Source organism: Kitasatospora sp. NPDC028961 (assembly GCF_055564815.1).
In genome coordinates this window covers 185,705-209,876 of sequence record NZ_JBVHVO010000009.1, presented here as the reverse complement: position 1 = coordinate 209,876, position 24,172 = coordinate 185,705, and the positions used below count along the sequence as shown (strand labels likewise).

Sequence of the window (24,172 nt, the reverse complement as noted above, 5' to 3'; positions counted from 1 at the left end):
ATGTAAGGACCTGCGAGACTGCGGGGCATGTCGCAAGCACAGGTCGTCGTGATCGGTGGCGGTATCGCGGGGCTGGCCGCGGCCGCTTTTCTCAGCGGGGCGGCCGGCGGGGCCGCGCGGGCGCGGGTGACGCTGCTGGAGGCCTCCGACCGGCTCGGCGGGAAGCTGTACGGGGGAGAGGTCGGCGGGGTCCGGGTGGACCTCGGGGCCGAGTCGATGCTGGCGCGGCGGCCGGAGGCGGTCGAGCTGGCGCGGGCGGTCGGGCTGGGCGGCGAGCTGGAGCCGCCCACCACCGCCAAGGCCGCGATCTGGACCAGGGGCGCGCTGCGGCCGCTGCCCGGCGGCCAGGTGATGGGCGTCCCCGGTGACCTGGTGGCGCTCGCCGCCTCCGGGGTGCTCAGCGCCGAGGGCCTGGAGCGGGCCCGGCACGAGGGCGCCACCGAGGTCGGGGACGATGTCGCGATCGGGCGGTACGTCGCGGACCGGCTCGGGCGCGAGGTGGTCGACCGGCTGGTCGAACCGCTGCTCGGCGGCGTCTACGCCGGGCACGCCGACGAGATCTCGCTGCGCGCCGCCGTGCCCCAGCTACTGGAGATCGCGCGCGGCGGGGGCTCGCTGGTCGAGGGCGTGCACGAGCTCGCCAACCGGCCGCGCACCGTCGGCACCCCCGTCTTCCAGGGCCTGCGCGGCGGTCTCGGCACGCTGCCCGAGGCGGTCGCCGCGGCCTGCGCCCGGGCCGGTGCCGAGCTGCGCACCCGTACCGCGGTGGAGGGGCTGCACCGGACCCCGGGGGGCTGGCGGGTGGTGACCGCCGGCGGCGGGGCGCTGGAGGCGGACGCCGTGGTGCTCGCGGTGCCCGCGCCCGCCGCCGCCCGGCTGCTGCGCGCGGACGCGCCGGGGGCGGCCGTCGAGCTGGACGCGGTCGAGTACGCGGGGATGGCACTGGTCACCCTGGCGTTTCGGCGGACCGAGCTGCCCACGCCGCCGGCCGGCAGCGGTTTCCTGGTGCCGCCGGTGGACGGCCGCCGGATCAAGGCGTCCACCTTCTCCTCCAACAAGTGGGGCTGGCTGGCGCGTTCGGCCCCCGACAGCTTCGTGCTGCGCACCTCGCTCGGCCGGCTGCGCGAGGAGCAGCCGCTGGAGCTGTCGGACGAGGAGCTGGTGGCGCGGTCGCTGGCCGACCTGGGCGAGGCGATCGGTCTGACCGCCCGCCCGTACGACACCGCGGTGACCCGCTGGCGGGCCGGCCTGCCGCAGTACCCCGTCGGCCACCTCGACCGGGTGGCCCGGATCCGGGCCGCGGTCGGCCGGGTGGGCGGGCTGGCCGTCTGCGGCGCGGCCTACGACGGCGTGGGCATCCCGGCCTGCGTCGGGAGCGCGCGGGCGGCCGTCGCCGCGCTCGACGAACTGTTGACCCCGGCGACCGGGGAGAACGTCACGGAGAGGACAATGGGCGCATGACTGAGACCGTTGAGCAGCAGCCGGAGCAGCAGCCCGAGAAGAAGAAGGCGCGCGACCTGAACCAGGTCATCCGCTACACCATGTGGTCGGTGTTCAAGCTCAAGGGTGAGCTGCCCGAGGACCGCACGGCGCTGGCCGCCGAGGTCGACGAGCTGTTCGCGCAGCTCGCCGCGAAGGACGTCACCGTGCGCGGCACCTACGACGTCTCCGGTCTGCGGGCGGACGCCGACATCCTGGTCTGGTGGCACGCGGCGGACTCCGACGACCTCCAGGAGGCGTACAACCGCTTCCGCCGCACCGGCCTCGGCCGGGTGCTGGAGCCGGTCTGGTCCAACATGGCGCTGCACCGCCCGGCCGAGTTCAACAAGTCGCACATCCCGGCCTTCCTGGCCGACGAGCGCGCGCGCGACTACGTCTGCGTCTACCCCTTCGTCCGCTCCTACGAGTGGTACCTGCTGCCGGATGCCGAGCGGCGCGCGATGCTCGCCGAGCACGGCCAGATGGCGCGCGGCTACCCGGACGTGCGGGCCAACACGGTCGCCTCGTTCGCGCTCGGCGACTACGAGTGGCTGCTCGCCTTCGAGGCGGACGAGCTGCACCGGATCGTCGACCTGATGCGCGACCTGCGCCCCTCCCGGGCCCGGCTGCACGTCCGCGAGGAGGTCCCCTTCTACACGGGTCGCCGCAAGCCGGTCAGCGAGCTGCTCAACGGCCTGGTCTGACGCCTCCGCCCGAGGGGCCGGCCGTTCCCGTCGAGGGGAGCGGCCGGCCCCTCGGCCGTCGGCGGGTCAGCTCCGGTGCGGGCGCAGGGCCGCGCGGAGGCGGGCGTCCGGCAGCGCGGCGGAGCCGATCATCGCGACGGCGGTGAGCAGCTCGCGCTCGTCGTCGTCGGTGAGGCCGTGCTGGCGCGGCGGCCGGACCTCGCGCAGCACCTCCTGGCCGACCGGGGAGGCCCAGCGGGTGTAGGGGTAGACGTCGACCCGGGCCATCAGCAGCGTGCCCGCGGTCAGCACCAGCGGCAGGGAGAACCAGGCCAGCGGTGCCAGCGCGTCGCCGCCGGAGAAGCCGCCGACCGCCAGCGCGGCCGCCAGCAGCACCAGCGTGAGCAGCATCGCCTGCCGGACCTGGCGGATCACCAGGACGGTCTGCCGCTGCACCGGCGCCGGGGTGGCCAGACCGGCCAGTGCGAGGCGGCCGCCGATCTCCAGCACGGTCGGGTGGACGGACATCACCCGGCGCAGGTCGTCCGTCCGGCACTGGCCCCTGGGCCCGACGGCGGCGACCACCGCCCGCTCCAGTCGGCTGCGGCCCCTGGGGTCGACGACGGTGGTCCAGCCGGTGTGGGCGAGGTGCAGCCGGCCCCGGGAGGCCATCAGGACCAGGGCCAGTTCGACCACCCGGTCCGGGCCGCCCGCCAGGTAGGCCGTCTCGTACAGGCCGATGCCGACCGCCTCGGGCGGCCGGGGCCCCTCCTGTCCGGCGAGCGCGTCGGCGGTGGCGGTCATCCGGACCAGCCGGATGCAGGAGAGCACCGCGCTGACGCAGGCCGGGATCAGGAAGAGCAACCACATGGGCCCGTTGTAGACCTGCCCCCGCTCCGGGCGGAACGCCTTTCCGGTGCGCGATATCGAACTGTGACTCGGGAGGGCGGTGGGCCTCAGGATCCGCAGCTGCTCCCGCCGCCGCAGCTGGAGGAGGATCCGCAGCTGCTGGAGCCGCCGCCGCAGCTCGACGAGGAGGAGCCGCAGCTGCTTCCGCCGCAGCTCGACCCGGACGAGCCCGAGCCCGAATCGGAGCCGCTGCCGCACCAGGTGACGCCGCCGCAGGAAGTGCCGGAGGAGCCGGAGGAGCACGAGGTGTAGGTGGAGGTGGAGGACGAGGAACCGCCCGTCGCCGCGGCCTTGGCGGTCGCCAGGTCGGCCGCCGCCGCGGCGAGCATCGCCTCCTGGAGCTCCGCGTCGTCCAGCCCGGAGGCGGCCAGCCCGCTGAGCGCGACCGCGCCGAGCAGGACGCCGCCGGCCGCCCGCGGTGCCAGGCCGGCACTGGGCTTCCACGGCTTGCCGATGGACATCAGGGCGAGCTGACGGCGGCCGGCCGGGGTGATCCGCCCCTTGAACGGCCAGGTCACCAGCAGCGACACCAGACCGAGGACCACCAGCAGGGACGGGAGCCAGAGGACGGGGCGGTCCGCCTCCCCGTGATCGACCGCGTGGGCGACCACGGTGGTCACCACCACGCTCAGCAGGGCGAGCCAGAGCAGCCGACGGGCCACCTTGGCCCGGTGCATCAGGGCGGGGTTGCGCAGCAGCCCGCGGTTGGCGAGCCCGTCGCCGAGCTGCTGGACGGCGGGGGCGCGCATCACCGCGCGCCGCAGCGGGGCGAGCTCCCGCTGCCCGGTCGGCCCGACCGCCTCGATGATCGCCTCGTCGACGGCGTCGTAGGCCTTCCGGGTGGTCAGCGTGACCAGGCCGGCCCGGTTGACGACGACGCGGCCGGCCTGGTGCATCCGGACCAGGGCGGTGTCGAAGACCCGGCCGGGGCCGCCGGAGAGGAACGCGGTGTCCAGCAGCGGCAGTCCGCGACCGGGCAGGCCCTTGACCTGCGGTACCCGCCGGACCCGGCCCTTGGTGTAGGAGGCGTACGACGCGGCCGCGACCAGCAGCAACGCCGGTACGACGAAGAAGGTGTTGTGCCACATGGGCGGTTCCCCCGGAATGGTGTGGGTGGTTCGGGTTCAGTGCCGCGGACCGGGCCGCAGGGCCCGGCGCAGGCGGGCGAGCGGCCCCGGCGGGCGCTCGGGCGCGGGGCCGTGGAGCCACCGCTCCAGGGCCTGCCGCTGCTGGGGGTCGAGCGTGGGGTCGAGCGCGAGGTCGAGCGCAGGCCCGGGCTCGGTGCCGGGCCGCCCGGGGTCCGGGCGGGTGCCCGGCCCGTCGGTGAGCGCCCACGCGGCGAAGGCGCGGGCGTCGGCGCGGTAGCCGCCGGTCTGCGGGTGCGTCCGCGCGTAGGCGAGGAACAGCGGCCCGTACCGCCGGCCGAGCAGGCGGGGCAGCTCCGGGGCCACCTTGGCGGTGGTGTCCCGGCGCTTGGCGGCCAGACCGGCCGACTGGGCGCGGACCTGGGCCGGGTCGAAGCCGGGCGGGACGGGCCCGCCGGCCACCAGGGCGGCCAGCAGTTCCTCCTGGCGCCGGGCCAGCGCGGCGCGGGCGGCGGTGAGGCCGTGGGCCTCGCCGGTCGGGCCGGTCATCCGGCCCGGCCCCCGTCCAGCACGCGGCGGATGGCGTCCAGTTCGGCCGCCAGCTCCGCGGGCGGCGGGAAGTTGGCGTCCCGCTCCAGCAGGACGCCGGGCGGTGCGACCCGGTCGCAGAGTTCGGCCAGCACCTCCAGCACCGGTTCGGTGACGGGGTGGGCGTGGGTGTCGTGCCAGACGCCGTCGATCATGGTGCCACCGGCGACGTGGACGTAGGCCAGCGCCTCCAGCGGCAGGCGGTCCAGTTCGGCGGCCGGGTCCAGACCGAGGTTGACCCGGTTGGTGTGCAGGTTGGCGACGTCGATCAGGAGCCGGACACCGGTGCGCTCGACCAGCTCGGCGAGGAACTGTCCCTCGGTCAGTTCGTCGTCCGGCCAGGCCAGCTGGGCGGCGATGTTCTCCAGGGCCAGCGGCACCGGGAGCCGGTCCTGCGCGATCCGGACGTTCTCGGCGATCACCCTGAGGGCGTCGCGCGAGCGGGGCACCGGCAGCAGGTGCCCGGCCTCCAGGCCACCGGCCCGGACGAACGCCAGGTGCTCGGTCACCAGCGGGGAGCCGAGCGCGCCGGCCGCCTCCGCGAGCCGGTCGAGCCGTGCCGGGTCGGGCCGGTCGGCGCCGCCGAGGCCGAGCGAGACGCCGTGCGGGACCACCGTGACGCCGCGGGCCCGCAGGATCCGCAGCGACTCGGGGAGGTGGTCGGCGCAGACGTTCTCCGCGACCACCTCGACCCAGTCCAGGCCGGGCTGGCGCTCCACGACGGTGTCGATCTCGCCGCGCCAGCCCAGGCCGACGCCGAGCGCGGTGGGTGCGGGACCGGCCGTACCCGCCGGTCGTTCGGTGGCCCTGGTCGGAGCGGCGGGCGTCCTGCGCCGGACGGCAGGAGAGGTCATGGGTTCGCCCCCTTCGGAGGGCTGGGTGGGAAGCCGTCGGCCGACGCGGGCATCGTCGCCAGGGTCGGGCCGGGCCGTGCTGCTGAGGATGTCCCCGGTGGGGGCGGCTGCCAAGCCCCATCCGGTCTTCTCAGAGCATTATTTGAGCTTGTCGACCCGGTGATGAGGGACTTTGGTCCCGTCCCTGTCACCGGCCCCCCGGACGGGGCGGAAATTCGGAGGCGAACCGGTCGGCGGGGCGGTTACGGTACCCGCCCATGACGACGCTGACCGTGCGTGACTTCCGCCCCGCCGACGCCGAGGCCGCCGCGGCCGCCCACCGGGCGGGCCGCGAGCACCTGCTCCTCACCCCCGAGGTCTTCACCTGGCTCAACGCCCGCCGGGCCACGGGGGAGCACTTCCGCACCTTCGTCGCCGAGCTGGACGGCGAGGTGGTCGGCTCGGTCCGGTGCGGTGTGGTCGTCGGCACCGCCACCCGGGGCATCGGGTACGCCAACGGCAGTGTGCTGCCGGCCTTCCGGCGCCGCGGGGTCTTCACCGCCCTGCTGGCGGCGGCCGAGCGGCACCTGGCCGGGCACGGCGTGGTCGAGCTGCACAGCTGGGTGGACGAGGAGCCGGCGTCGCGCGCCTTCGCCGTCGCCCGCGGCTTCACCGAGGGGCGGCCGGCCCACTTCGCTGGCCGGGACCTCGCCCGGCCGCTGCCCGCCGTCCCGGCACTGCCGCCCGGGGTCGAGCTGCGCCCGGCCACCGACTGGGCGGACGACCCGTACCCGATCTTCGTGATCGAGGCGGACGCGGCCCTGGACGAGCCGGGCGAGATCGCGATGGACGCCGCCGACTACGAGGCGTTCCTGACGGGGGACTGGGCCCGCCCGGACCTCGACCGCGAGCTGACCGTGGTGGCGGTGGTCGACCGCGAGCCGGCCGCGTTCAGCGCGGTGCAGACGGACGGCGCGGAACGCTACTGGTCGGCGTTCACCGCCTGCCGGCGGGCCTTCCGGGGTCGGGGGCTGAGCAAGCTGGCCAAGACCGAGTCGCTGCACCGGGCCCGGGCGGCCGGCTTCCGGTGGGCCTACACCAGCAACGACGCCACCAACGCGCCGATGCTCGCGATCAACGCGTGGCTCGGGTACGAGCGGTGCGCGAGCGAGCGGAAGTTCACCAAGCGGTCCCAGGGGTGACGGCTCGGGAGGGAGCGGCCGGTTTCGGTCACTCGAAAGAGTGAATCCGGTGCACTTCCCCCACGCTGCGCCGGGTGGACCGCCGTGTCGGGAGTCCCCGGCGTTCTGTGCGGGCATCACCTCACGGCAGACAGTTCGTGCCCGAGTCTTCCTCGGTGGGGGATGCTATGGAGATCCTGCTTCAGGTCCTGGTCGGGTTCGTTCCGGCCGTGATCGGCTTTCTCGCGGCCCGCTCCCTCGCCCGGACCAGACTGTTCCTGCGGTACGGCTTCCTCCGGGTGCTGCTCGCCCCGTACGGCCGGGTCCAGATCGTCACCCCCAGCATCGAGGCGGCGGCGTTCGCGTTCGCGAAGGACGGCCGCCCGCTGATCAGCCGGGGGCCGAAGAACGTCCTCTTCATGCCGATGGCCGAGGCCCGGGCGATAGCCCAACTCACCGATCTGCTGCGGAAGATCAACCGGAAGGCGACGATAGAACTGGTCACCGCCGGGGCGCAGGACCCGAGGATGCCGACCTTCTCGATCGGCGGACCGAGCGTCAATCCGTACTCGGCGACCGTGCTCGGCGCGGGATTCCCGGACTTCTGCATCGAGTACCCGGACGCGGCCCGGGCCCGCTGGGGCGGAATGACCTTCGAGGCGCAGTACAACGCGGCCGACGAGTTGATCCGGGACCACGGTTTCGTCTTCGTGACCCGGACGTCGCGGCAGGCGCCCTGCGTCGTGCTCTGCGGGGTCTTCGCCTTCGGCTCGGCGATGGCCGTGGAGGCGCTGGCGGCCGCCACCCGGAAGTCGCCGCTGGCGGCGATCTTCCGCGCGGGGGAGAAAGGATTCGTCGCGGTCGAGGGCCGGGTGATCGGTCTGGACACCGTCGATGTGACCGTCGAGGTCTGCCGGTTGCTGCCGGTGGTGTGAGCGGACGGCGCTCCGGGTGCGGCGCCGCCGGCCTTTCCGGCAGCTCGGGGCGGCCTTCCCGTCCTGCCCCTTGAGACGAAGTGGTCCAGACCGCATGGGTGCGAAACGGGACAGGTCGGGAGGGTCTGGGGCGGGAAGTGGCTTGAATCGCCGGTGTTTTGCTTCACTGTCATCACATCATCGGCATAATCGCGCCCATGACGATCAGCCGCGCGAACGTGAGCGCGATTGCCGAGGACCTGTATGTGTGGCTTCCGCCGAAGCGCGGCTGGGGCCTGGCCAACTGCGGGCTGCTCACCTCACCGCGGACGGCGCTCTGGATCGACACGCCCTACGACCCCTCCCTCGCCGCGGAGTTCCTCGCGCAGAGCCGGCAGCGGCTGGCCGACGGGGTGGACATCGACCGGGTGATCGTCACCCACGCCAACGGCGACCACCTCTGGGGCGCCGGGGTGGTGCCCGACGCCGAGGTGATCGCCACCCGGGAGGCGCTGGAGCACATCCACTGGGAGCCGACGCCGAAGCAGCAGCACGCGCTGGTCGCGGGCAGCGACCCGGCCTCGCCGCTCGGCGGCTACCTCCGGGAGCACTTCGGCCCGTTCGACTGGTCGCAGACCGATCCCGTCCACCCGCACACCGTCTTCACCGGTGAACTGGAGCTGCGGGTGGGGGAGTACCCCGTGCGGATCACCGGGCTGCCGGCCGCGCACACCGGCGGCGACCTGCTGGTCCACCTGCCGCACCAGCGGGTGGTGTTCACCGGCGACGTGATCTTCGGCTCGACGCCCGAGCAGCCCGGAGACCATCCCTCGCACTGGGCCGGACCGCTGGAGAACATCATCGGCGCCTGCGAGCAGGCACTGGCCACCGGCGCCGAGCTCTTCGTCCCCGGCCACGGTCCGGTGCTCGACCGGTCCGGCGTGGAGGCCCACATCGGCTACCTCGGGTACGTGCGCGGCCGCGCCCACGCGCTGCACCGCGCCGGGATACCGGCCCTGGACGCGGCCCGGCGGATCATCGCCGAGCAGCGCCACCCCGAACTCGGCCTGCCCGAGCGGCTGGTGCTCACCGTCGCGGCCGAGTACCGGCACCTGGACGGCAGCGCGGTGCCGAACGTCCTGGAGGCGATGGGCCAGGTCGCCCTGGTGGCGCGGGAGCTGGCCCAGGACGCGGGCCGGGTGCCGTCCTCCCGCCCCCGGCGGTTCCCCTCCTCGCCGGCCTGACCACCTGTCGCCGAGGCTCCGCCACCGGCACCTCCCCACCCCTTCGAGCGAGGACTTCCGAGGACTTCGATGACCCAGATCGCGCTGCTGGCCCTCGCGGTGGCCACGGTCGCCGCGCTCGCGGCGGCCGCCGTCCTGGCCCGCGGACGCGCCCGGGCACTCGCCCGGGCCACCGCCGCCGAGGCGGCCACCGTCCACAGCGAGGAGCGCACCCGCACCGCCGAGGGCCGGCTGGCCCGGGTCGAGCAGCAACTGCGCGAGGCCCAGACGGCCGCCCGGCGGGCGGACGAGGAGGCGCGCCGGGTCGAGACCAGGGCGCTCGCCGCCGAGGGCCGGGTCCGCGAGGCCGAGCAGCGCACCGCGGCCGCCGACCACCGTGCGGCCGAGGCGGAGCTGCACGCCCGGGCGGCCGAGGACCGCACCGCGGAGGCCGGCCGGCAGCTCTCGGCCGCCCAGGGGCGGTCGGCCGCCCTGCTGGCCGAGGTCGGCCACCTGGCCGAGGAGCGGGTGGCGGCCGCCGCGCTGCGGCTCAGCCACCCCAACGCGCCGGACACCGGGCCGCTGGACGCGCGGGCCGCCGGTCCGGAGGCGGTGCGCGCCCTCCAGGCCGTGCTGGACGCCTCGGTCGCGGCCGTCACCGGTGAGCGCGAGCGGGTCGACGCCGCCGCCCGGGCCGCGATGCGCGGTGCCACCTCCAAGATCCAGACCCTGCTGTACCAGATCCAGAGCCTGGTCCAGCAGCTCCAGCACGACAACGACGACCCGCGGCTGCTGGAGGTCGACTTCCGCAACGAGGTCGCGCTGCGCCGGATCCAGACCATCGCGGTGCTCTGCGAGGCCTGGCCCGGTCTGGCCCGGACCGACTCGCCGCTGGCCGAGGTGGTGGTCGGGGCGCTCTCCCGGGTGCCCGGCTACGCCCGGATCAAGGTGGCCAACCACCTGCGCGAGAACCGGCTCGCCGTGGTCGCCCGGGCCGCCGAGCCGCTCGCCATCACGATCGCCGAGCTGCTCGCCAACGCCGCGTCGTACTCGCACCCGGAGACCGATGTGCCGGTGACCGTCCAGCAGGGCGGCCGCGGCGCCCTGGTGATCATCGACGACAGCGGCATCGGGATGGAGGAGGACCAGCTGCGCCGGGCCCGCCGGCTGCTGGCCGGTCCCTCGGACGTGCTGCTCACGGAGCTCGGCAACCCGCCGAAGACCGGCTTCGCGGTGGTCGGCAAGCTCGCCCGGCAGTACGGGTTCTCCTGTCACATCGAGCCCTCGCCGTACGGCGGCATGCGGACCATCGTGCGGATCCCGGCCGCCTTGCTGACGGTCGTGGACGAGGAGCAGCCGCTCTCGGTGCTCACCCCGCTGCCGCTGCGGGCGGGCGCCGGCCCGGCTCCCGCGCCCACCGTCCAGGCGGTGCCGACCCCGCGTGCGGGATCCGATGATCCCACTGGGCAGGACGTGCCGGAGTGGCACGACGTGCCGGACGGGCACGACACGCCGACCCGGCACCCGGCGCCGGCCATGCACGTCGTGCCGCTGGTACGGGGGGTGACCGCCGACGACAGCGGTCTGCCGAGCCGGCGCCGACGCCGACCGCTCGGCCCGCAGGTGCCGGAGGCGGCCCGGCCCTCCGGCGGGGCGGCCGCGCCGGCGGATGCCGCGGACGGCGCGGCGCGGTCCGCGGCCACCGGCCGGTCCGCCCGGACGCCCGAGCGGGCGGCCGCCTGCTGGGACGCCCTGCAGCAGGGCACGGGCTCCGGCCGCGCCGCCGTCGCGGAGGCGGCCGCCGCCGGCGCCTCGCCCGGCGGGGCCCCGGACCCGACCGCCACCGGAGCCGCCACCGACCCGGCGGGTACCGGCACGACGGGTACCGCCCCCACGAGCGACACCTCCACGAGCGCCGCCCCCACGAGCACCACCCGCGCCGAGGCCACCGGAGCGGAGGCCGCCGACCACACCGGCTCCGCCGACCGCTCGGACCGGACCGGCCGCCACCCCGCCCAGACCTCCGAAGGAGCCGAGCAGTGAGCACGCCCAGCCCTACCGCCACCGATGAGATCTCGTGGGTGCTGACCCCGCTGCTGGAGCTGCCGGGCGTCCTGCACGCGGTGATCGCGACCGGTGACGGCCTCGTCGAGGGCGCCTCGGCCGGCCTCGGCCGAGCCTCGGCGGAGCGGGTCGCCGCGATGACCGCCACCGTGCACGCCGCCGCCCGCGCGTTCACCACCGCCTTCACCGACGTCGAGCAGCCCCGGCTGGCGCAGACGGTGGTGGAGTCCGAGCTGGGCTTCGCCATCGTCGTCCCGGCCGGGGAGAACACCTCACTCGCGGTGTTCACCACGCCGGAGGCCCAACTCGGCAACGTGGCCTACCAGATGCAGGTGCAGGTCGCCGCCCTGGGCCGCGCGCTGGCGAGCCCGGCCCGGCAGCAGGACACCACCGCCCGGTCATGACCGCCGTACCCCGCAGGCGGATGGTCCCCGCCTACCTGGCCACCGGCGGCCGGACCAGGCCCGGCACGGCGGGCTTCGAACGGCTCACCGTCCTGTACGCGGCGGGTGCGGAGCCGCCGCAGGACGTGGAGGACGAACACCGGCGGCTCTGGGAGCTGCTGCGACCGGGCGCACTGACCGTGGTGGAGGCCGCCGCCCACCTGCGCCTGCCGGTCAGCGCCACCGTCTTCCTCGCGGCCGACCTGGTCGAGGCGGGCTGCTTACAGGCCCGTGCCCCGATCCCCCGCGCACAGCAGACCGACCGCTCCATCGTCGAGAGGCTCCTCGTTGGACTCCGCACGCTCCGGTAGCCCGACCGGCCGGACCGACCGGGTGGGCTACCTGCCCGACCGGGACCAGACGCTGATGAAGCTGGTGGTCGCCGGCCCGTTCGGCGTCGGGAAGACCACGCTGATCCGCACCCTGTCGGAGATCCCCACGCTGCACACCGAGGAGGCGATGACCGAGACCGGTGCCCCCGTCGACGACGCGGAGGGTCTGCCGGGCAAGACCACCACCACGGTGGCGGTCGACTTCGGTCGCCTGACGCTGCCCGGGCAGGTGGTGCTCTACATGTTCGGCACCCCTGGGCAGCGCCGGTTCTTCCCGCTCTGGCAGGACATCGCCCGCGGCGCCCTCGGTGCCCTGGTGCTGGCCGACACCCGCCGGCTCGCCGACTCCTTCGAGATCATGGACATGGTCGAGGAGCAGGGGCTGCCCTACGCGGTCGCCGTCAACTGCTTCCCGGGCGCGCCCGCGCACCCGATCGAGGTGCTCCGGGCCCACCTGGACCTGCACGCCGCCACCCCGCTGGTGCTCTGCGACGCCCGTGAGCGCGGTTCCAGCCTCGACGCACTGATCGCGCTGACCGAGCACGTGCTGCACGGTCTGCCCGCCACACCCGACGCCGCCCCGGAGCAGCCGTGACCAGCACCGACGAAGCGACCGCCACCGACGAAGCGACCGCCACCGACGAGGCCCCCACGGCCGCCGGCCCGGCCGCCGGCTCCGGCGGCGTGCCCGGCACCCGGCCGGTGCCGATCTACGGCCCTGCCTTCGCCGCCGACCCGCAACTCGTCTACGAGCGGCTGCGCCGCTACGGCGCCGTCGCCCCGGTGGAGATCTCGCCCGGCGTGGAGGCCCTGCTGGTCACCGACTACCAGGCCGCGCTGGACCTGCTGCGCGACACCGACACCTTCTCCAAGGACTCCCGGGCCTGGCAGCAGACCGTCCCGCCGACCTCCCCGCTCCTGCCGGTGCTCGGCTACCGCCCCACCGCCTTCTTCAGCGACGGCGAGGTGCACGCCCGCTACCGCCAGGTGATCACCGACGGCCTGGCCCTGCTCGAACCGCACCTGCTGCAGCGCCGGGTCGCCGAGGTCGCGCACCGGCTGATCGACGCCTTCGTGGCCACCGGTTCGGCGGATCTGATCGACGAGTACGCGCGGCAGCTGCCGGTGGCCGTGTTCAACACCTGGTTCGGCGTCCCCGAGGAGCACAGCGCCCGGCTGGTGGCCGGCATCGCCGGCATGATGGAGTCCACCGAGAAGGCCGTCGCCGCCTACGGCGACCTCGTCTCCGTGGTCACCGGCATGGTCGCCGAGCGGCGCGAGCGCCCCCGGCACGACCTCACCTCGTGGTTCCTCACCCACCCCGCCGGACTGGACAACGACGAGGTGGTCCGGCAGATCACCCTCACCATGATCGCCGGGAACCAGCCGACCACCAATCTGATCGGCAACGCGCTGATGCGGCTGCTCACCGACGCCCGGTACGCGGGATCGCTGTTCGGCGGCGCCATGACGGCCTACCAGGCGATCGACGAGGTGCTCTGGCACGACCCGCCGCTGGCCAACCTCTCCGCCCACTACCCGCGCTACGACATCACCTTCCACGGCCGGGAGATCCCCGCCGGCTCGCTGGTGCTGGTCTCCTACGGGGCCGCCAACTCGCAGGCCGCGCCGCCCACCGACGGCACCGAGCTGCGCAGCGGCGAGTCCGCCCACCTGGCCTGGGCGGCCGGTCCGCACGCCTGTCCGGCCCGGGACCCGGCGCTGCTGATCGCGATCACCGCGATCGAGCAGCTCACCAGCCGGCTGAGCGACCTCGAACTGAGCACCGGCGCCGAGGACCTCCTCTGGCGCCCGGGCCCGTTCCACCGCGCCCTGCTCCACCTCCCGGTGCGCTTCCAGCCGGTCGGCGGATAGCCGCGGGCCCGGGGCGCCGAACCGGCTCCCGGGCCCGCGTGCCGTGCCGTGCTCAGCTGCCGTCGGCCGGGCGCAGCGTCAGCGAGATGCTGTTGATGCAGTAGCGCTGGTCGGTCGGCGTGCCGTAGCCCTCGCCCTCGAAGACGTGGCCCAGGTGCCCGCCGCAGCGCGCGCAGCGGACCTCCACCCGGCGCATGCCGAGCGTGGTGTCCTCGATGTACTGCACCCGGTCCCCGGCGAGCGGGGCGTAGTAGGACGGCCAGCCGCAGTGGCTGTCGAACTTGGTCTCCGAGCTGAACAGCTCCGACCCGCAGGCGCGGCAGCTGTAGACCCCGACGGTCTTGGTGTCGGTGTACTCACCCGTGAACGGGCGCTCGGTGCCGGCTTCGCGGAGCACGTGGTACTCGTCGGGGCTCAGCTCGGCGCGCCACTCGGCGTCGCTCTTCTCGATCTCGTAGCTCATCGCAGACTCCCGGTCGGCAGGTCTCGGACGTCGGTGCCAACGCTCGCGAGGTGCCGGAGGATTTCCGGCCCGAGGTTGGTGACGTCACCGGCGCCCATGGTGAGCAGCAGGTCGCCCGGGCGGGTCAGGCCCGCCAGCAGGGCGGGGGCGGCGTCGAACGCGTGCTCGGCGGTGACCTCGGCGCCGGCCCGCTTCGCCGCGTCGATGATCAGCTCGCTGGTGACGCCGGGGATCGGGTCCTCGCGGGCGGGGTAGATGTCCAGCACCACCGAGGCGTCGGCCAGGGCGAGCGCCCGGCCCATCTCCTCGGCGAGCTGCTGGGTGCGGCTGAACAGGTGCGGCTGGAAGACCACGAGCACCCGCCCGGCGCCGTCCAGGCCCTCCCGGATCGCCTCCAGGTCGGCGGTCATCTCGGTGGGGTGGTGGGCGTAGGAGTCGATCACCTGGACGCCGGCCGCCTCGCCCTTGAGCTGGAGCCGCCGCCGCACGCCGGTGTAGGCGCCGAGCGCCTTGGCGAGGTCGGCGGCCGGCACGCCCAGGGCGACGCCGGCGGCCAGCGCCGCGACCGCGTTGTGGGCGTAGTGCCGGCCGGGCACCGAGACGGTGAAGGTCAGCTCGGCGCCGTCCAGCCGGACGGTGACCTCGCTGGTCATGCCGTGCGCGACCACCGACAGCACGCGGACGTCGGCGTCCTCGGCCGCGCCGACGGTGACGACGTTCAGGCCCTCGCGGCCGGCCACCCGGGAGGTCAGCTCGCGGGCGCCGTCGTGGTCGGCGGAGACCACCAGGGTGCCGCCGGGGGCGATCCGGCCGACGAAGGTCTCGAAGGACTCGTAGATCTCCTCGATCGAGGCGTAGTTCGCGTGGTGGTCGAGCTCGACGTTGAGCACGATCGCCACCTCGGGCGCGTACTTGTGGAAGCTGCGGTCGCTCTCGTCGGCCTCCGCGACGAAGATCTCGCCGGTGCCGTGGTGGGCGTTGGAGCCGGGCGCGTCGAGGTCGCCGCCGATCGCGTACGAGGGGTCGAGGCCCAGCTCGCCGAGGGCGACGGCGAGCATGCTGGTGGTGGTGGTCTTGCCGTGCGTGCCGGCCACGGCCAGCGCCCGGCGGCCGCCCATCAGCGCGGCCAGCGCGTCGGAGCGGTGGACCACCGGGACGCCCCGCTCGCGGGCGGTGGCCAGCTCCGGGTTGTCCGCGCGGATGGCGCTGGACACGACCACGCTGCTGACACCGTCCGGCACGTGCTCGGCGGCGTGGCCGATGTGCACGACGGCGCCGAGCGCGCGCAGCGCCAGGACGGTCTCGGACTCCTTGGAGTCGCTGCCGGAGACGCTGGCGCCGCGCACCGCGAGGATCTTCGCCAGGCCGGACATCCCGGCGCCGCCGATACCGATGAAGTGCGGGGCGTGCAGGTCGTGCGCGGCGTCGTTCAAGGCAAGGCTCCGTACGGGCGGGGGCAGACAAGGGGCAGAGCGGGTACAGCGGGTACGTCGGTCGGCGGACCAACGGGCGAATCGTCCTCGCGGACGGGCCGCAAGGACGATTCTGCACCACCGGCGGGTCGGGTCAGGAGTCGCTGGCGAACAGTCGCAGGACCGGGACACCCACCTTGTGCCGGGCCTGGGAGGCCCAGTCGCGGTGGAAGAACTCCTCCACGAAGTGCGGCGAGGTGAGCACCACGACCTCGTCGGCCCGGTGCTCCTCGACCACCGCGCGCAGCCGGTCCAGCGGCTTCTCCTCGACCAGCTCGCCGATCGCCTCCGCGCCGGCCTGGCGCAGGTGACGCAGGCTGTGGGCGAGCGATTCGCCGGCCACCGTCGGCTCGTGCTCGGACTCGTCGTGCTCGCGCACCACCTTGTCGAGGTGGCCGAGGGCGACGTCGTCCAGCGCCCTCAGCAGCTCGTCCTGTTTGCCGCGCGGCTGCATCAGGACGACGAAGGACACCTTCTCGTCGCTGTGGAGCGTGGTGACGAGCTCCACATCGGCGTCGGAGAGCGCCTTTTCGATCATCAGTACCGTCTTGAACACGTGAGTCCCTTCCAGTGACCGGCCCCCGGGCCCCGGCATCGCATCCCATACTGCCCGGCGGGAAGCTTTCCGCATGCTGCCCCGCGACCCTGCGGGCCACGCGGGTGGAGCTCCCGAAGGAGAGCGGGATCACTGTCCGGCGGTCACGGGGGCCGGTGACGCGGCTTGCGGGTGAAGACGCAGGTAGCGGGTGAAGAGGAATCCTTTCTGCTCGATCAATGAGACCAGTCGCATCCGCTGCACGTCAGGCATTTCCGCATCGTGGATGATGCGCGGCGCGTCGCCGGCCGTGATCAGCGGTGCCACCGACAGGCACAGCTCGTCCAGCAGGTCCGCGGCGGCCAGCTGCCCCAGCAGCCGCGGACCGCCCTCGCTCAGCAGCCTCGTCCACCCCCGCTCGGCCAGGGCCGCGACCGCGGCGGGCAGGTCCACCGAGCCCTTCCCTGCCACCACCACGTCGGCCACCTCGGCCACCGCCCGGCGGCTGCGCGCCGGCGCGTCCTCGGTGGTGATCACCACCGTCCGCACCAGCGGCTCGGTGAACAGCGGCGCCGCGAGGTCCAGCCCCAGCGAGCGGCTGACGATCGCGATCACCGGGGCCGGGGCCTGCCCGGCCGCCGCCCGCGCCGCGGCGAAGTCGGCCCGGGCCCGGCCCGGCCGGTACCCCTCGGCGCGGACCGTCTCGGCGCCCACCAGCACCACGTCCGACAGCGCCCGCAGCACTCCGAAGATCCGTTTGTCGGCGTCCCCCGAGAGCCCCTCGGACAGGCCCGCCAGCTTCGCCCCGCCGTCCAGGCCGGCCACCATGTTGGCCCGCAGCCACGGGCGGCCGTGATTCACCTGCTCGGGGTACGCGTAGACGGCGGCGAGCGACTCCAGCGACGCGGGATCGGCGAACGGCCGGGACAGCGGACTGATCAACTGTTGCATGCCGTCCAGTCTCGTCGCCCGGGGCCCGGCGATCCACCGGCGGCCCTCGGCCCGAGCGGTGCGCCGGCAGGCGTACCCTCTAGTACCGTGCCCGCAGCCCCACTCCCCGACGCGCCGACCGAGCCGATAGCGACCGCAGACGTGGCCACCGCTCCCCTCGCGCTCACCGACCGGCGCCCCGTCGTCCCCGCCGAGCGCCTGGTGGCCGAGATGGTCCCGCCACCGCGCTTCTCCCTCGTCAGCTTCGGAACGTACCTCCCGGACCCGAACCAGCCCAGCCAGTACGAGGCGGTCCAGGTCCTGGAGCAGTTCGCCGGCACGCTCAACGCCGGAGACGGCGGCGCCCCCAAGCGCAGCTGGTTCCGCCGTACGGCCCCCGTGCCCACCGGCCCGGCCGGCGTCTACCTGGACGGCGGCTACGGCGTCGGCAAGACCCACCTGCTGGCCTCGCTCTGGCACGCCGCCCCCGGCCCCAAGGCGTTCGGCACCTTCGTCGAGCTGACCAACCTGGTCGGCGCGCTCGGCTTCCAGCAGGCCGTCCGGACCCTCTCCGACCACCGCCTGCTCTGCATCGACGAGTTCGAGCTGGACGACCCGGGCGACACGGTGCTGGTCTCCACCCTGCTCGGCCGCCTGGTCGACAACGGTGTCAAGCTCTGCGCCACCTCGAACACCCTGCCGGAGAAGCTCGGCGAGGGCCGGTTCGCCGCCGCCGACTTCCTGCGCGAGATCCAGGGCCTCTCCGCGCACTTCCGCCCGATGCGGATCGACGGCCAGGACTACCGCCACCGCGGCCTGCCGGCCGCCCCGCCGCCGTACGACGACGAGACCGTCGCCGCCGTCGCCGCCCGCACCCCGGGCGCCTCGCTGGACGAGTTCTCCGGGCTGCTCGACCACCTCTCCGCCGTCCACCCGAGCCGCTACGGCGCGCTGCTGGACGACGTGCAGGCGGTCTGCCTGCGCGGCGTGCGGCAGGTCGACGACCAGTCCACCGCGCTGCGCCTGGTCGTCCTCGCCGACCGGATGTACGACCGCGAGCTGCCGATCACCGCCTCCGGGATCCCCTTCGACCAGGTCTTCCCCGAGGAGATGCTGCGCGGCGGCTACCGCAAGAAGTACCTCCGGGCGGTCTCCCGGCTGGTCGCGCTGGCCCGGGACAGCGCCAAGTAGGCGCCGGTTGTCAGTGGTGGGTCGTACGGTGGACACGTGCGACCCATCACGAGTATTGAGCGCTCAGAGACGCCCTTCGAGGTCGTCAGCCCCTTCCAGCCCAATGGCGACCAGCCGGCGGCGATCGCCGAGCTGGAGCGCCGGATCCGCGCGGGGGAGAAGGACGTCGTCCTGCTCGGCGCCACCGGCACCGGCAAGTCGGCCACCACGGCCTGGATGATCGAGAAGCTGCAGCGCCCCACCCTGGTGATGGCGCCGAACAAGACCCTGGCCGCCCAGCTGGCCAACGAGTTCCGGGAACTCCTACCGAACAACGCGGTCGAGTACTTCGTCTCGTACTACGACTACTACCAGCCCGAGGCGTACGTCCCGCAGACGGACACCTACATCGAGAAGGACTCCTCGATCAACGAGGAGGTCGAGCGGCTGCGCCACTCCGCGACCAACTCGCTGCTCACCCGCCGGGACGTGGTCGTCGTCGCGTCCGTCTCCTGCATCTACGGCCTCGGCACCCCGCAGGAGTACGTCGACCGGATGGTCCGGCTCAAGGTGGGCGAGGAGATCGACCGCGACGTGCTGCTGCGCCGCTTCGTCGACATCCAGTACACCCGCAACGACCTCGCCTTCACCCGCGGCACCTTCCGGGTCCGCGGCGACACCATCGAGATCTTCCCGGTCTACGAGGAGCTCGCCCTGCGGATCGAGATGTTCGGCGACGAGATCGAGTCGCTGTACACCCTGCACCCGCTGACCGGCGAGATCATCAGCCAGGACGACTCCGTCCACGTCTTCCCCGCCTCGCACTACGTGGCCGGCCCGGAGCGGATGGAGCGGGCGGTCAACGACATCGAGAAGGAGCTGGCCGAGACGCTGGCCCGGATGGAGAAGCAGGGCAAGCTGCTGGAGGCCCAGCGGCTGCGGATGCGCACCACCTACGACATCGAGATGCTCCGCCAGATCGGCACCTGCTCGGGCGTCGAGAACTACTCGATGCACTTCGACGGCCGCGCGCCCGGCTCCCCGCCGAACACCCTGCTCGACTACTTCCCGGAGGACTTCCTCCTGGTCATCGACGAGTCGCACGTCACCGTCCCGCAGATCGGCGCGATGTACGAGGGCGACGCCTCCCGCAAGCGCACCCTGGTCGAGCACGGCTTCCGGCTGCCCTCCGCGATGGACAACCGCCCGCTCAAGTGGGAGGAGTTCCTGGAGCGGACCGACCAGACCGTCTACCTCTCGGCCACCCCCGGCGCGTACGAGCTGTCCCGCGGCGACGGCCAGGTCGAGCAGATCATCCGCCCGACCGGCCTGATCGACCCCGAGGTGATCGTCAAGCCGACCGAGGGCCAGATCGACGACCTGGTGCACGAGGTGCGGACGCGGGTGGAGCGGGACGAGCGCGTCCTGGTCACCACCCTCACCAAGAAGATGGCCGAGGACCTCACCGACTACATGCTCGGTCTGGACATCCGGGTCCGGTACCTGCACAGCGACGTCGACACGCTGCGCCGGGTCGAGCTGCTGCGCGAGCTGCGGGCCGGCCGGTACGACGTGCTGGTCGGCATCAACCTGCTCCGTGAGGGCCTCGACCTGCCCGAGGTCTCCCTGGTGGCGATCCTGGACGCGGACAAGGAGGGCTTCCTGCGCTCCGGCACCTCGCTGATCCAGACCATCGGCCGCGCGGCCCGCAACGTCTCCGGCCAGGTCCACATGTACGCGGACCGGATCACCCCCTCGATGGCGAAGGCGATCGACGAGACCAACCGCCGCCGGGCCGTGCAGCAGGCCTACAACAAGAAGCACGGGATCGACCCGCAGCCGCTCCGCAAGAAGATCGGCGACATCCTGGACACCCTCGCCCGCGAGGAGGTCGACACCGACGAGCTGCTCTCCTCCGGCTACCGGGCGGGGGGCAAGGGCAAGGCCCCGGTGCCGGCGCTGGGCACGGACCGCAAGCCAGCGAAGAGCCTGCCGGCGGCCGAGCTGGCCGAGCTGATCCAGTCGATGACCGAGCGGATGCACGCGGCCGCGACGGACCTCCAGTTCGAGGTCGCGGCCCGGCTGCGCGACGAGGTCAAGGAGCTGAAGAAGGAGCTCCGCCAGATGCGCGAGGCGGGTATCGCGTAGGGCCGGTCGCGGCCCGCGCCGGGCTTGGCCGGATCCGGTACCGGTCAAGCCCGGCGGTGTCTCAGCCTTGCCACAAACGGGTAGACGCTGACGGACGCGGCCGACCGCAGGCCCTAGGCTGGCCTGCGGTGCCGCCCGGGACGGGCGGTCGCATCAGGGGGCCTCAGCCGGGGGACGGCAAGGGGGTGTTCCACCGTGAAGCCGGCGCGGATACCGACCGCCCGGCTGGGCAGAGAGGACAATGCCGTGTCGGTGAACCTTGCCAAGGGGCAGCAGGTCAGCCTGCAGAAGGGTTCGGGCGAGTCGCTGACGGTCGTCCGGATGGGGCTGGGCTGGAAGGCGGCGCCCAAGCGCGGCCTCTTCGGCAGCCGGACGCGACAGATCGACCTGGACGCCTCGGCGCTGCTGTACGCCGAGCAGACCCCGTCCGACGTGGTCTTCTTCCAGCACCTGGAGAGCAACGACGGCTCCGTCCGGCACACCGGGGACAACCTGGTCGGCGGCACCGGGGCGGGCGAGGACGACGAGTCGATCCTGGTCGACCTGGCCCACGTACCGGTGCACATCACCCAGGTGGTGTTCACGGTCAGCTCGTACACCGGGCAGACCTTCGCCGAGGTGCAGAACGCGTACTGCCGGCTGGTGGACGACTCGACCGGGCTGGAGCTGGCCCGCTACGAGCTGGCCGGCGGCGGCCCGCACACCGGGCAGATCATGGCGAAGGTGTTCCGCGAGCCGTCCGGCGGCTGGGGGATGCAGGCGATCGGCGCGCCGGCCCGGGGCCGGACCTTCCAGGACCTGCTGCCGGCCATCGAGCCCTTCCTCTAGCGGGCGGGGCACAAGCCGGCGGCGGACGCCCCGGGTCGTTCTTTACCTTCTTTACCTTCTCTTGGTTCTTCTGTTAGCCTCGTGGGAGCGGAGGGGAGTATTCCCTCGCAGTTGTCCCGTCATCACGGGCGCCCACCTGGCGGCGTCCCGGGGCGCTGGTCCGCGGGCGCCGCACATGCGCCCGGCGGGCGGAAGAGACCTCCGGCAGTGACGATGACTGTCTCGCCTACCTGCCGGAGGAGCAGTAGTGGACGTTTCCGTAAGTTTGTGGATCGGCACGATCGGTGTGCTGTTGGCCCTGATCGTGGCCGACTTCTTCATCGGCGGCCGCAAGCCGCACGAGGTGTCGGTCAAGGAAGCCGGTGTCTGGACCACGGTCTGGATCGTGCTGGCCGCCGTCTTCGGCGGGTTCCTCTGGTGGCACTCCGGCTCCAAGCCGGCCGGTGAGTTCTTCGCCGGGTACATCACCGAGAAGTCGCTCAGCGTCGACAACCTGTTCGTGTTCATCCTGATCATGGGCAAGTTCGCGGTGCCGAAGATCTACCAGCAGCGCGTGCTGATGTTCGGTGTGATCATCGCCCTGGTGCTGCGGGCGGTCTTCATCGCCGGCGGCGCGGCCCTGGTGGCGCAGTTCTCCTGGGTGTTCTTCATCTTCGGCGGCTTCCTGGTCTGGACGGCCTGGAAGCTGATCAAGGAGGCCCGGGCCGACGAGGAGGACGAGGAGTTCGAGGAGAACCGGCTGCTCAAGTCGATCGAGCAGCGCTTCCCGTCGACCGACAAGTACCACGGCACCAAGCTCTTCATCCGGGAGAACGGCCGTCGGCTGATGACGCCGATGCTGATCGTGATGCTGGCGATCGGCACCACGGACGTCCTGTTCGCGCTGGACTCGATCCCGGCGATCTTCGGCCTGACCCAGGACCCGTACATCGTCTTCACCGCGAACGCCTTCGCCCTGATGGGGCTGCGCCAGCTGTACTTCCTGATCGGCGGGCTGCTGAAGAAGCTGGTCCACCTCTCGTACGGCCTGTCGGTGATCCTCGGCTTCATCGGCGTGAAGCTGGTGCTGCACGCGTTGCACGAGCAGGGTGTGCACGTCCCCGAGATCGGCATCCCGTTCTCGCTGGGCTTCATCGTGGTGGTGCTGGCCGTCACCACGGTGACCAGCCTGATCGCCGCGAAGAAGCAGGAGCGGGCCGACGAGGCCCCGGAGAAGATCGACGCCTGATCCCCTGTTCCCCCGGGACCCCCGGGGGGCCACGGCGGCGGGCCCGCGACCGAGCAGTGGTCGCGGGCCCGCCGTTCGTCGTACCGGGGCTACCAGCCGCGCTCGCGCCACTCCTGGAGGTGCGGGCGCTCGGCGCCGAGGGTGGTGTCCTTGCCGTGGCCGGGGTACACCCAGGCCTCGTCCGGCAGCACGTCGAAGATCTTCTCGTTGACGTCCCGGTAGAGGCTCTCGAAGGCGGCCCTGTCGTCCCAGGTGTTCCCGACGCCGCCGGGGAAGAGGCAGTCGCCGGTGAAGACGTGCGGGTGGCCCTGGGGGTCGTCGTAGACCAGCACGATGGCGCCGGGGGTGTGTCCGACCAGGTGCCGGACGGTCAGCTCGATCTGCCCGAACCGCAGCGGCTCGCCGTCCTCCAGCAGCAGCTCGGTCGGGACGTCGATGCCCTCGGCGTCGTACCGCCCGGCGGCGGTGCGGGCGCCGGTCGCCGCGACCACCTCGGCGAGCGCGCCCCAGTGGTCGTGGTGGCGGTGCGTGGTGACCACGGTGGTCAGCTCGGCACCGACCGTCTCCAGCAGCACCGGCGCGTCGGCGGCGGCGTCGATCAGCAGCTGCTCGTCGGTGGCCCGGCAGCGCAGCAGGTAGGCGTTGTTGTCGTACGGGCCGACGGCCGCCTTGGTGATGATCAGGTGGGCCAGCTCGCGCACGTCCGGCGGCCCGCCGACCTTGACCGCTCCGTGGTACGTCATCCGTCCGCTCCTCGTCGTTCCGGGGCCGCCGTCGGCATCGCCCCTGCTGCCAGCATCGTCGCGCGGCCGGGCCGCGTCTTGTGGATCTTCCCGCGCCGGGGCCCGGCCCGGTGCGGGTGCCCGCCCCGCGTCAGCCGAGCGGCGGGAGCGCGGGCAGCGCGGCGCGGCCGTCGGCGAGCTGGTCGCCGCCGCGGTGGACCTGCAGGCCGTCGCCGTCGGAGCGGCCGGAGAGCCAGGCGGCGAGCGCCCGCACCGGGCCCTCGGCGGTCAGTCCGGGCCCCTCGCCGGCGGTGCCGATCACGGCCCGGTCCTCGGTGTCGTCGGCGACCAGCTCGACCGCGGGCAGGCCCTCGGCGCCCGCCAGCCGGTCGGACAGGCGCCGGAACTCGGCCACCGCGAAGAGCTCCGGCCAGTGCGCGGGGGAGTAGCCGGCGGCCAGGTCGACGTGGTGGTACTCGACCTCCATCAGCCGCTTCCACGGGATGTCGGCGGCCGGGAAGACGTAGCCGGTGCGGTGGCGCACCGAGGCCGTCCAGGCCCCGGGCGCCAGCGCCGCGGCGGCCGCGGCGAACCGCTCGTCGGAGTCGCGCAGGTCGTCGAGCTGGACGTCGAGCGGGCGGTCGGCGCCGTCCTCGATGCCCTGGTCACGGGCCTCGTCGCTGGGGTACTGCGGGATGTCGGTGGCGGTCCGGGCGCCGTCGAGCAGATTGACCAGCGAGTCCGCGTTGCGGGCCAGGTGGGCCAGGACGTGGCCCCTGGTCCAGCCCGGCAGGGCGGAGGGCTCCGCGAGGGCCTCGGGCTTCAGCCCGGCCACGGTGTGCAGCAGGTGCCCGGTGCTGGTGGCGACCAGCCGGAGCCGCTCGTCGGCGAGGTCGGCGGCGGTCTGGGGGTCGGTCATCGGTGGCGGCCTCCGTCGGAGTGGTCGGCAGCGTTGCCCGCACGGGCACTCGCTCGTTGACGAGGGTGACGCTATCTCCGATGTCACGGCTGAGCAGGGCTTTTCTCGAACAGACCCGGTCAAGGTCGAGCAGGTCTCTCACTCGATC

22 protein-coding genes and 1 pseudogene are annotated in these 24,172 nt (G+C 73.5%); 14 read left to right on the top strand and 9 right to left on the bottom strand.

What is annotated here, in order from left to right:
• The first annotated feature begins 27 nt into the window (after positions 1–27).
• Together hemG and hemQ are read left to right on the top strand one after the other, a co-directional pair.
• Complete coding sequence (gene hemG / locus ACZ4UX_RS19135) at positions 28–1,461, top strand: protoporphyrinogen oxidase (protein WP_465707485.1); 1,434 nt, start codon at positions 28–30, stop codon at positions 1,459–1,461.
• Positions 1,458–2,183 carry a hydrogen peroxide-dependent heme synthase gene (hemQ, locus tag ACZ4UX_RS19130; protein ID WP_329489986.1) on the top strand — a complete coding sequence of 242 codons (726 nt, stop codon included), beginning with the start codon at positions 1,458–1,460 and terminating at the stop codon, positions 2,181–2,183. The genes hemG and hemQ overlap by 4 nt, the downstream gene beginning before the upstream one ends.
• Positions 2,184–2,249: 66 nt before the next feature.
• On the opposite strand, the gene ACZ4UX_RS19125 is transcribed toward hemQ, so the two are convergent.
• The 3 genes and pseudogenes from ACZ4UX_RS19125 to ACZ4UX_RS19115 form a co-directional block, all read right to left on the bottom strand.
• The gene (locus ACZ4UX_RS19125; protein ID WP_465707532.1) at positions 2,250–3,032 is read right to left on the bottom strand and encodes a TIGR04222 domain-containing membrane protein; all 783 of its coding nucleotides are present in this window, start codon (positions 3,030–3,032) and stop codon (positions 2,250–2,252) included.
• Positions 3,033–3,118: 86 nt separating this feature from the next.
• Positions 3,119–4,159, bottom strand: a complete 1,041-nt coding sequence (locus ACZ4UX_RS19120) for a TIGR04222 domain-containing membrane protein (RefSeq protein WP_465707484.1) — start codon at positions 4,157–4,159, stop codon at positions 3,119–3,121.
• Between the two features lie 36 nt (positions 4,160–4,195).
• Positions 4,196–5,598 (bottom strand): annotated as a pseudogene (locus ACZ4UX_RS19115) (MbnB/TglH/ChrH family RiPP precursor modification enzyme).
• Positions 5,599–5,855: 257 nt separating this feature from the next.
• On the opposite strand from ACZ4UX_RS19115, the gene ACZ4UX_RS19110 reads away from it, so the two are divergent.
• The 8 genes from ACZ4UX_RS19110 to ACZ4UX_RS19075 all read left to right on the top strand — a co-directional run bounded on the left by ACZ4UX_RS19110 (position 5,856) and on the right by ACZ4UX_RS19075 (position 13,609).
• A complete protein-coding gene (locus ACZ4UX_RS19110) occupies positions 5,856–6,779 on the top strand; it encodes a GNAT family N-acetyltransferase (RefSeq protein WP_465707483.1) in 924 nt (307 codons plus the stop codon).
• Positions 6,780–6,946: 167 nt separating this feature from the next.
• Positions 6,947–7,693 (top strand): hypothetical protein, encoded by a 747-nt coding sequence (locus tag ACZ4UX_RS19105; RefSeq protein ID WP_352288106.1) that lies wholly within the window; start codon positions 6,947–6,949, stop codon positions 7,691–7,693.
• Between the two features lie 197 nt (positions 7,694–7,890).
• Complete coding sequence (locus tag ACZ4UX_RS19100) at positions 7,891–8,916, top strand: MBL fold metallo-hydrolase (RefSeq protein ID WP_352288109.1); 1,026 nt, start codon at positions 7,891–7,893, stop codon at positions 8,914–8,916.
• Positions 8,917–8,985: 69 nt separating this feature from the next.
• Positions 8,986–10,938: an ATP-binding protein gene (locus ACZ4UX_RS19095; RefSeq protein WP_465707482.1), complete on the top strand. Its 1,953-nt coding sequence runs from the start codon at positions 8,986–8,988 to the stop codon at positions 10,936–10,938.
• Entirely contained in the window at positions 10,935–11,363 is a 429-nt protein-coding gene (locus ACZ4UX_RS19090; protein WP_329489993.1) for a roadblock/LC7 domain-containing protein, read from the top strand. The genes ACZ4UX_RS19095 and ACZ4UX_RS19090 overlap by 4 nt, the downstream gene beginning before the upstream one ends.
• Positions 11,360–11,713 (top strand): DUF742 domain-containing protein, encoded by a 354-nt coding sequence (locus ACZ4UX_RS19085; RefSeq protein ID WP_329489994.1) that lies wholly within the window; start codon positions 11,360–11,362, stop codon positions 11,711–11,713. The genes ACZ4UX_RS19090 and ACZ4UX_RS19085 overlap by 4 nt, the downstream gene beginning before the upstream one ends.
• On the top strand, positions 11,691–12,329 hold the full coding sequence (locus ACZ4UX_RS19080; RefSeq protein ID WP_380392916.1) for a GTP-binding protein: 639 nt from the start codon (positions 11,691–11,693) through the stop codon (positions 12,327–12,329). The genes ACZ4UX_RS19085 and ACZ4UX_RS19080 overlap by 23 nt, the downstream gene beginning before the upstream one ends.
• Entirely contained in the window at positions 12,326–13,609 is a 1,284-nt protein-coding gene (locus ACZ4UX_RS19075; protein ID WP_465707481.1) for a cytochrome P450, read from the top strand. Before ACZ4UX_RS19080 ends, ACZ4UX_RS19075 begins: the two co-directional genes overlap by 4 nt.
• Before the next feature lie 52 nt (positions 13,610–13,661).
• Here ACZ4UX_RS19075 and msrB read toward each other — a convergent pair whose 3' ends face one another.
• The 4 genes from msrB to ACZ4UX_RS19055 form a co-directional block, all read right to left on the bottom strand.
• Positions 13,662–14,072: a peptide-methionine (R)-S-oxide reductase MsrB gene (msrB, locus tag ACZ4UX_RS19070; protein WP_359804438.1), complete on the bottom strand. Its 411-nt coding sequence runs from the start codon at positions 14,070–14,072 to the stop codon at positions 13,662–13,664.
• Positions 14,069–15,505: a UDP-N-acetylmuramate--L-alanine ligase gene (gene murC, locus ACZ4UX_RS19065; RefSeq protein ID WP_329489996.1), complete on the bottom strand. Its 1,437-nt coding sequence runs from the start codon at positions 15,503–15,505 to the stop codon at positions 14,069–14,071. Before murC ends, msrB begins: the two co-directional genes overlap by 4 nt.
• Positions 15,506–15,638: 133 nt before the next feature.
• Entirely contained in the window at positions 15,639–16,100 is a 462-nt protein-coding gene (locus ACZ4UX_RS19060; protein WP_352288121.1) for an indole-3-glycerol phosphate synthase, read from the bottom strand.
• Positions 16,101–16,229: 129 nt separating this feature from the next.
• Positions 16,230–17,030: a pyrimidine reductase family protein gene (locus tag ACZ4UX_RS19055; protein WP_329489998.1), complete on the bottom strand. Its 801-nt coding sequence runs from the start codon at positions 17,028–17,030 to the stop codon at positions 16,230–16,232.
• 87 nt (positions 17,031–17,117) lie between these two features.
• On the opposite strand from ACZ4UX_RS19055, the gene zapE reads away from it, so the two are divergent.
• The 4 genes from zapE (at position 17,118) to ACZ4UX_RS19035 (ending at position 22,383) form a co-directional block, all read left to right on the top strand.
• Positions 17,118–18,200, top strand: coding sequence for a cell division protein ZapE (gene zapE / locus ACZ4UX_RS19050; protein ID WP_396489961.1), 1,083 nt, complete (start codon positions 17,118–17,120; stop codon positions 18,198–18,200).
• Positions 18,201–18,236: 36 nt separating this feature from the next.
• Positions 18,237–20,327, top strand: coding sequence for an excinuclease ABC subunit UvrB (gene uvrB, locus ACZ4UX_RS19045; protein ID WP_465707480.1), 2,091 nt, complete (start codon positions 18,237–18,239; stop codon positions 20,325–20,327).
• A 246-nt stretch (positions 20,328–20,573) separates the two neighbouring features.
• Positions 20,574–21,155, top strand: a complete 582-nt coding sequence (locus ACZ4UX_RS19040) for a TerD family protein (protein ID WP_329490000.1) — start codon at positions 20,574–20,576, stop codon at positions 21,153–21,155.
• 247 nt (positions 21,156–21,402) lie between these two features.
• Positions 21,403–22,383, top strand: coding sequence for a TerC family protein (locus ACZ4UX_RS19035; protein WP_329490001.1), 981 nt, complete (start codon positions 21,403–21,405; stop codon positions 22,381–22,383).
• 89 nt (positions 22,384–22,472) lie between these two features.
• On the opposite strand, the gene ACZ4UX_RS19030 is transcribed toward ACZ4UX_RS19035, so the two are convergent.
• Positions 22,473–23,126, bottom strand: a complete 654-nt coding sequence (locus ACZ4UX_RS19030) for an MBL fold metallo-hydrolase (RefSeq protein WP_352288124.1) — start codon at positions 23,124–23,126, stop codon at positions 22,473–22,475.
• A gap of 130 nt (positions 23,127–23,256) precedes the next feature.
• Positions 23,257–24,024, bottom strand: coding sequence for a maleylpyruvate isomerase family mycothiol-dependent enzyme (locus tag ACZ4UX_RS19025; protein WP_396489964.1), 768 nt, complete (start codon positions 24,022–24,024; stop codon positions 23,257–23,259).
• Between the last annotated feature and the right edge of the window lie 148 nt (positions 24,025–24,172).